Source organism: Streptomyces boluensis (genome assembly GCF_009908195.1).
GTDB classification, from domain to species: Bacteria; Actinomycetota; Actinomycetes; order Streptomycetales; family Streptomycetaceae; genus Streptomyces; species Streptomyces boluensis.
Map to the genome: position 1 here is coordinate 22,544 of NZ_JAAAHS010000046.1, position 6,819 is coordinate 29,362.

Below are 6,819 nucleotides of genomic sequence, written 5' to 3' on the forward strand. Positions count from 1 at the left end.
GACCCCGAAGCGCACGAAAGGGCCGCCGCTCCAGTCGGAGCGGCGGCCCTTTCGCCGTAGCTGTGGCCGTCAGGCCTTGGGGGCCACCTTGGAGAGGCCGTTGATGATGCGGTCCATGGCGTCGCCGCCCGTGGGGTCCGTCAGGTTGGCGAGCATCTTCAGCGTGAACTTCATCAGCATCGGGTGCGTCAGGCCGCGCTGCGTGGCGACCTTCATGACCTTCGGGTTGCCGATCAGCTTCACGAAGGCGCGGCCCAGCGTGTAGTACCCGCCGTAGGTGTCCTTGAGGACCTTCGGGTAGCGGTGCAGGGCCAGTTCACGCTGCGCCGGGGTCTGGCGGGCGTGCGCCTGCACGATCACCTCGGCGGCGATCTGCCCGGACTCCATGGCGTACGCGATGCCCTCGCCGTTGAACGGGTTGACCAGGCCGCCCGCGTCACCGACGAGCATCAGGCCCTTGGTGTAGTGCGGCTGGCGGTTGAAGGCCATCGGCAGGGCGGCACCGCGGATCGGCATCGTCATGTTCTCCGGGGTGTAGCCCCAGTCCGCCGGCATGGAGGCGCACCAGGCCTTGAGGACCTCGCGCCAGTCCAACTCCCGGAACGCCTTGGAGGAGTTGAGGATGCCCAGGCCCACGTTCGACGTGCCGTCGCCCATGCCGAAGATCCAGCCGTAGCCGGGCAGCAGCCGGTCCTCGGCGCCGCGCCGGTCCCACAGCTCCAGCCAGGACTCCAGGTAGTCGTCGTCGTGGCGCGGCGACTCGAAGTACGTGCGCACGGCCACGCCCATCGGCCGGTCCTCGCGGCGGTGCAGGCCCATCGCGAGGGAGATGCGCGAGGAGTTGCCGTCGGCGGCGACCACGAGCGGCGCGTGGAAGGTGACCGGGGTCTTCTCCTCGCCGAGCTTGGCGTGCACGCCCGTGATGCGGCCGGTGCGGTTGTCGATGATCGGGGCGCCCACGTTGCACCGCTCGTAGAGGCGCGCGCCCGCCTTCTGTGCCTGCCGGGCCAGTTGCTCATCGAAGTCGTCGCGCTTGCGCACGAGTCCGTAGTCCGGGTACGAGGCGAGCTCGGGCCAGTCGAGCTGGAGGCGGACGCCGCCGCCGATGATGCGCAGGCCCTTGTTGCGCAGCCAGCCGGCCTCCTCCGAGATGTCGATGCCCATCGACACCAACTGCTTGGTCGCGCGCGGCGTGAGGCCGTCACCGCAGACCTTCTCGCGCGGGAACGCGGTCTTCTCCAGGAGCAGGACGTCGAGTCCGGACTTGGCCAGGTGGTACGCGGTCGCGGAGCCGGCTGGCCCGGCCCCGACGACGATCACATCTGCACTGTGTTCGGAGAGGGGCAGGGACTCGGTCACGCGGATCTCCCCGGGCTCGGAGGTACGGAGTTCGGCTGTCGGCAAAGTCACGTGCCGAAGCGCACTGGACATGGGCAGTCTATGGGGGCGTATCGATCACGGACCGAAGGGTTGCCTCGTATGACGTCTCCGACGCCGAGCACCGCCGAACACACCCCCGTCGTCAAGCTGCGCGTCCCCACCGAGGAGGACGCGTACGCCTGGCACCGGGTCTTCGACCACCCCGAGGTCATGGAGTTCCACGGCGGCAGGACGGCCGAGCTCTCGGTGTACGAGGAGCTGACCGCCCGCCAGCGCCGGCACGACGCCGAGCACGGCTTCTGCCTGTGGACCATGCTCGACGAGGACGACCAGGTGCTCGGCTTCACCGGTGCGCAGCCCTGGCCGCACGCGTGGGGCCCCGAGGGCGCCATAGAGATCGGCTGGCGGCTCGGCCGCGCCGCCTGGGGGCGTGGGTACGCGACGGCGGCGGCACGCACCACCCTGGAGCGGGTCCGTGCGGCCGGGGTGTCCGAGGTGGTCGCGATGGTGGCCGCGGGAAACGAACGCTCCATCGCGGTGACCCGACGCCTCGGCATGGAGCTCGCGGAGACGTTCACGACGCCGACGGGAAAGACGGGGTACTGCTTCAAGCTGGCGCTCTAGGGGCGCGTCCCGGCCCTGGCCGGGCGGACCGGGTCAGCCGGGTCCGCCAGGCCAGTCGGGTCAGCCGGGTCCGCCGATTCGGCCAGGTCAGCCGGTTCAGAAGACGGACAGGCCCGTCAGCGTCGTGAAACGGTCGAGCGCGGCCACGCCCGCAACGGAGTTGCCGCGCTCGTCGAGCCCCGGGCTCCACACGCACAGCGTCCCCCGGCCCGGCACGACGGCCACGATCCCGCCGCCGACGCCGCTCTTGCCGGGCAGCCCGACGCGGTACGCGAACTCGCCCGCCGCGTCATAGGTCCCGCAGGTCATCATCACCGCGTTGACCTGCTTGGCCTCGCTGCGCGTGAGCAGCCGAGAGCCGTCGGCGCGCAGCCCGTGCCGGGCCAGGAAGCCCGCGGCCAGGGCGAGATCGGCGCAGCTCATCTCGATCGAGCACTGCCGGAAGTAGTGCGTGAGGAGGGTCGGCACGGGCTGCCGGATGTTCCCGTACGAGGCCATGAAGTGCGCGAGGGCCGCGTTGCGGTCGCCGTGCGCGGTCTCGGAGGCGGCCACCTCCAGGTCGAACCCGAGCTCCGGGTTGCCGCTCTCGGCGCGCAGGAAGTCGAGCAGGTCCTCGCCCGCGTCGCCGGTCAGGGACTGCAGCCGGTCGGTGACGACGAGGGCGCCCGCGTTGATGAACGGATTGCGTGGAATGCCGTTCTCGTACTCCAGCTGCACCAGGGAGTTGAAGGGGTTGCCCGACGGCTCGCGGCCGACGCTCTCCCACAGCCCGGCGCCGTCCTTCGCGAGGACCAGGGCGAGCGTGAACACCTTGGTGATCGACTGCGCGGAGAACGGAACCTGCCACTCTCCCACGCCGTGCACCCGGCCGTCGACGTCGGCGAAGGCCATCCCGAAGCGGTGCGGGTCGACCTCCGCGAGCGCGGGGATGTAGTCGGCGCTGCGGCCCCGGCCGGGCAGCGCGCCCACCTCGTCGGCGATCTGCTCCAGGACGGCCTGCAGCTGAGGGAAGTCCACGTGTTCCTCCGGCACTGGTTCCTCCGGCACTGCGCTCAGGCCGACTTGAAGCCTCGGTGCAGGGCCACGATGCCGCCGGTCAGGTCGCGCCAGGCCACCTTCGACCAGCCGGCCGACTGCATCAGGGAGGCGAGCGCGGGCTGGTCCGGCCAGTCGCGGATCGACTCGGCGAGATAGACGTACGCGTCCGGGTTGGAGGAGACCGCACGCGCCACCGGCGGCAGCGCGCGCATCAGGTACTCGGTGTACACGGTGCGGAACGGCGCCCAAGTCGGCTGGCTGAACTCGCAGATGACGACCCGGCCGCCCGGCTTGGTGACCCGGTACAGCTCGCGCAGGGCCTGGTCCGTCTCCTGCACGTTGCGCAGGCCGAAGGAGATGGTGACCGCGTCGAAGACGTCGTCGGCGAACGGCAGCCGGGTCGCGTCGCCCGCGGTGAACGGCATGTGCGGGTGCCGCTTCTTGCCGACGCCGAGCATGCCGATGGAGAAGTCGCACGGCACGACGTACGCCCCGGCCTGGGCGAAGGGCTGCGAGGAGGTGGCGGTGCCGGCGGCGAGGTCGAGGACCTTCTGCGCGGGGCGCGCGTCCACCGCCTTCGCGACCTCCTTGCGCCAGAGGCGGGCCTGGCCGAGGGAGAGAACGTCGTTGGTGAGGTCGTACTTCTCGGCGACGTCGTCGAACATCTCGGCGACTTCGTGCGGCTGCTTGTCCAAGGATGCGCGGGTCACGTACCCCATTCAAGCAGGGTGCGGGTCGTCGTCCGTGGCCGCCTGCGCCGCGGCGCCTGCCCTGTGCGGTTTCATCGGCGGCTGCGGGTCCGTTGTGGCTGCTCGCGCAGTTCCCCGCGCCCCTGACGGCCTGCGCTGCGCGCGGCCTTCCCCCTACGCTGAGGCCTCGCGACAAGCGGAAGGGGGAAACCGTGAAGCGGTGGATGGTGGGGGTCTGGCTGGTGCTCGTGGTCGGCGGGTGGGCGTTGACGGAGTACGGCAACGACAGCATCGAGCCGAGCTCGGGCCGTACGGAGCCCGAGCCCACGGCACCGTCCGTACCCGGCGATGCCGAGTGCCCGACACGGGAGCGCGAGCCGGGGACGATCGTCGCCTGCTCGTACAAGGTGGACGACTGAACGGGCCTCAGCGGGCCCGGTAGACCAGCCGCCCGTCGATCACGGTGGCCACACACGTAGCGGCGCCCTCGCGGACCAGGCTCGCGCGGTCCGGCACGTCGAAGACCGCGAACCGGGCCGGGCCGCCCACGGTGAGACCGGGCAGCAGCACCAGCGGCCTGGGCGACAGCGAGACCGGTCCGGGAAGACGGTCCGGGCGGGCGGCGAAGGCGAGCCCGGAGCGCTTCACCACCTCCAGGACCGCCTTGGCGCGCAGTTCACCGGCGATCGCCACCGTGCCGTGCGCGAGCAGCCGCTGCACCCCGCGCCGGGCACTCGCGCCGAGCCGCGCGGGATCGGCGCGGAACAGCGCGCGGGCCCGCTCCCCGCCGATCGGCACGGTGCCGTACGTATCGGCCTCGCGCGGATCGGGGTGGTACGTCGACTCCAGGATCTCCGGGCCGTACGGATTGAGCAGTCCTGGCGTGAGGATCCCGGGCCAACGCCGCACCCGCGCCTGCGGGTTGGCGGCGGCCAGCTCCTCGTACTGGCCGAGCGCGGCGACCGTCGCGCCGTCGACGAGGACGGCCGACTCGGGGGACGCCTCGGCGACGTGAAGTGTCAGCACAACGACTCGGTCCGGGCGCTCAGTTGGAGGAGAGCAGCTTGAGCTCGGGGTGCGCCGTGCCGCCCTCGATCGCGATGGACGAGATGTGCGAGGCGACGCGGGCATCGACCGGGTCGTTCGCCGGGTCGTCGTGGACCACGATGTGCTCGTACGTCGTGGTGCGCTGGGCCGGGACGCGGTCCGCGGTGCGGATCATCTCGATGATCTCCTGCAGGTTGGAGCGGTGCTTGGCACCGGCCGAGGAGACGACGTTCTCCTCCAGCATCACCGAGCCGAGGTCGTCCGCGCCGTAGTGCAGGGTGAGCTGGCCGATCTCCTTGCCGGTGGTCAGCCAGGAGCCCTGGATGTGCGCGACGTTGTCGAGGAACAGCCGGGCGATGGCGATCATCCGCAGGTACTCGAAGATCGTCGCCTGGGTGCGGCCCTTGAGGTGGTTGTTCTCGGGCTGGTACGTGTACGGGATGAAGGCCCGGAAGCCCCCGGTCCGGTCCTGTACGTCGCGGATCATGCGCAGGTGCTCGATGCGCTCGGCGTTGGTCTCGCCGGTACCCATGAGCATCGTGGAGGTGGACTCCACGCCCAGGTTGTGCGACAGCTCCATGATCTCCAGCCAGCGCTCGCCGGACTCCTTGAGCGGTGCGATGGCCTTGCGCGGGCGGGCCGGGAGCAGCTCGGCGCCCGCGCCCGCGAAGGAGTCGAGACCGGCCGCGTGGATCCGGCGGATCGCCTCCTCGGCGGAGACCTTGGAGATACGGGCCATGTGCTCGACCTCGGACGCACCGAGGGAGTGGATGACCAGCTGCGGGTACGCCTTCTTGATCGCCGAGAAGTGCTCTTCGTAGTACTCGACGCCGAAGTCCGGGTGGTGGCCGCCCTGGAACATCACCTGGGTGCCGCCCAGCTCGACGGTCTCCGCGCAGCGGCGCAGGATGTCGTCGAGCCCGCGGGTCCAGCCCTTCTTGGTGTCCTTCGGGGCGGCGTAGAACGCGCAGAACTTGCACGCCGTCACACAGACGTTGGTGTAGTTGATGTTCCGCTCAATGATGTACGTCGCGATGTGCTCCGTACCCGCGTACCGCAGCTTGCGCGCGGCGTCGGCGGCGCGGCCGAGCGCGTGCAGGGGCGCGGAGCGGTAGAGGTCGAGGGCCTCTTCCGCGGTGATCCGCCCACCCTCGGCGGCACGGTCGAGAACGGACTGGAGGGAGGCCTTCTCGGTCACCGGGATGTCCCTTTCAGGAGTACTACGGGCGGACCGATCCAGCCTACGCCAGCGCGGTCGTACGGCTGCTCCGCCCCCGCAAGGGCCTACCTGCGGGACAGCCTGGCCTTCGGATTGCCGCCGTCCGGATTCACCGAGACGTAGTTCAGGTCGTCGCCGACGCGGGTGAGGCGGACCTCGTGGTCGTTCGACGTGCAGCGCGCGTCGCCCTTCACCTTGGCCTGCCCGGTGGCGACGATCTCGTCGGCCGTGGCCTTCTTCAGTACGAGGACATCGGTGCAGGTGCTCAGGCCCAGCTCGTCGGTCATGCTCGCGGTGCCGAACTTCTCGCCGGGGCCCGCCTGTTGGACGACGACGCGGACCGTGCCTGCGGGCAGCAGTCCGTCCATGGCCTCGGCCTTGCCCTCCCAGGTGCCGAGGAAGCTGCGCGGTACGGCGGCGCCCGGCTTCTCCTTGTCCGGCTTCTCCTCGTCCGGCTTCGCGCTGCCCTGGTGGCCGGGGGTCTGCTCGCCCGCCTGCGGCGGCTTCCGCGACGCGCTGTCGGTGCTGCCGGGCAGCAGCCCGGCGAGGAAGGTCCCGCCGAGGGTCACGGCGGCCAGCGCTCCGGCCACCGCGAGGGCGACCGTGCAGCTCAACCGCCTCCCCTTGCCGTCGGCGCCCGGCACGCTGCCCGCGTCCACGGACAGGGCGAGACGGCCACGGCCGCTGCCGCTGCCCGCCGTCTCGGTGTCACCGCCGGCCACGTCACCACTACGGGGCTGCGGAACGCCCTCCGGCGGAACGCTCCCTGGCGAAGACGGCGAGGACGGCAGGGACGACGGGGCGGGCGGAGCGGGTGGGGAA

Annotated in this window: 8 protein-coding genes; 2 read left to right on the forward strand and 6 right to left on the reverse strand. The window is 71.1% G+C overall.

Annotated elements, in window-relative coordinates:
* Positions 1 to 69: 69 nt before the first annotated feature.
* Positions 70 to 1,359, reverse strand: a complete 1,290-nt coding sequence (locus GUY60_RS09225; RefSeq protein ID WP_161695778.1) for a geranylgeranyl reductase family protein — start codon at positions 1,357 to 1,359, stop codon at positions 70 to 72.
* Between the two features lie 120 nt (positions 1,360 to 1,479).
* Here GUY60_RS09225 and GUY60_RS09230 point away from each other — a divergent pair, with 120 nt between their 5' ends.
* Positions 1,480 to 2,004: a GNAT family N-acetyltransferase gene (locus GUY60_RS09230; protein WP_161695756.1), complete on the forward strand. Its 525-nt coding sequence runs from the start codon at positions 1,480 to 1,482 to the stop codon at positions 2,002 to 2,004.
* A 96-nt stretch (positions 2,005 to 2,100) separates the two neighbouring features.
* Here GUY60_RS09230 and GUY60_RS09235 read toward each other — a convergent pair whose 3' ends face one another.
* Together GUY60_RS09235 and GUY60_RS09240 are read right to left on the reverse strand one after the other, a co-directional pair.
* Positions 2,101 to 3,021, reverse strand: a complete 921-nt coding sequence (locus tag GUY60_RS09235; RefSeq protein ID WP_161695758.1) for a glutaminase — start codon at positions 3,019 to 3,021, stop codon at positions 2,101 to 2,103.
* A gap of 35 nt (positions 3,022 to 3,056) precedes the next feature.
* Positions 3,057 to 3,752 carry a demethylmenaquinone methyltransferase gene (locus tag GUY60_RS09240; RefSeq protein ID WP_161695760.1) on the reverse strand — a complete coding sequence of 232 codons (696 nt, stop codon included), beginning with the start codon at positions 3,750 to 3,752 and terminating at the stop codon, positions 3,057 to 3,059.
* Between the two features lie 191 nt (positions 3,753 to 3,943).
* Between GUY60_RS09240 and GUY60_RS09245 the strand changes: the two genes are divergently transcribed.
* A complete protein-coding gene (locus GUY60_RS09245) occupies positions 3,944 to 4,150 on the forward strand; it encodes a hypothetical protein (RefSeq protein ID WP_161695762.1) in 207 nt (68 codons plus the stop codon).
* Positions 4,151 to 4,157: 7 nt separating this feature from the next.
* Here GUY60_RS09245 and GUY60_RS09250 read toward each other — a convergent pair whose 3' ends face one another.
* The 3 genes from GUY60_RS09250 to GUY60_RS09260 form a co-directional block, all read right to left on the reverse strand.
* Positions 4,158 to 4,757 carry an imidazolonepropionase-like domain-containing protein gene (locus GUY60_RS09250; protein WP_161695764.1) on the reverse strand — a complete coding sequence of 200 codons (600 nt, stop codon included), beginning with the start codon at positions 4,755 to 4,757 and terminating at the stop codon, positions 4,158 to 4,160.
* Positions 4,758 to 4,776: 19 nt separating this feature from the next.
* Complete coding sequence (gene mqnC, locus GUY60_RS09255) at positions 4,777 to 5,976, reverse strand: cyclic dehypoxanthinyl futalosine synthase (RefSeq protein ID WP_161695766.1); 1,200 nt, start codon at positions 5,974 to 5,976, stop codon at positions 4,777 to 4,779.
* Between the two features lie 86 nt (positions 5,977 to 6,062).
* Complete coding sequence (locus tag GUY60_RS09260; protein WP_161695768.1) at positions 6,063 to 6,719, reverse strand: hypothetical protein; 657 nt, start codon at positions 6,717 to 6,719, stop codon at positions 6,063 to 6,065.
* Positions 6,720 to 6,819: the final 100 nt, after the last annotated feature.

What these genes read in the sequence shown, in the direction of transcription:
- GUY60_RS09230 (WP_161695756.1), top strand. Translation starts at nt 1,480, where the DNA reads ATGACGTCTCCGACGCCGAGCACCGCCGAACACACCCCCGTCGTCAAG.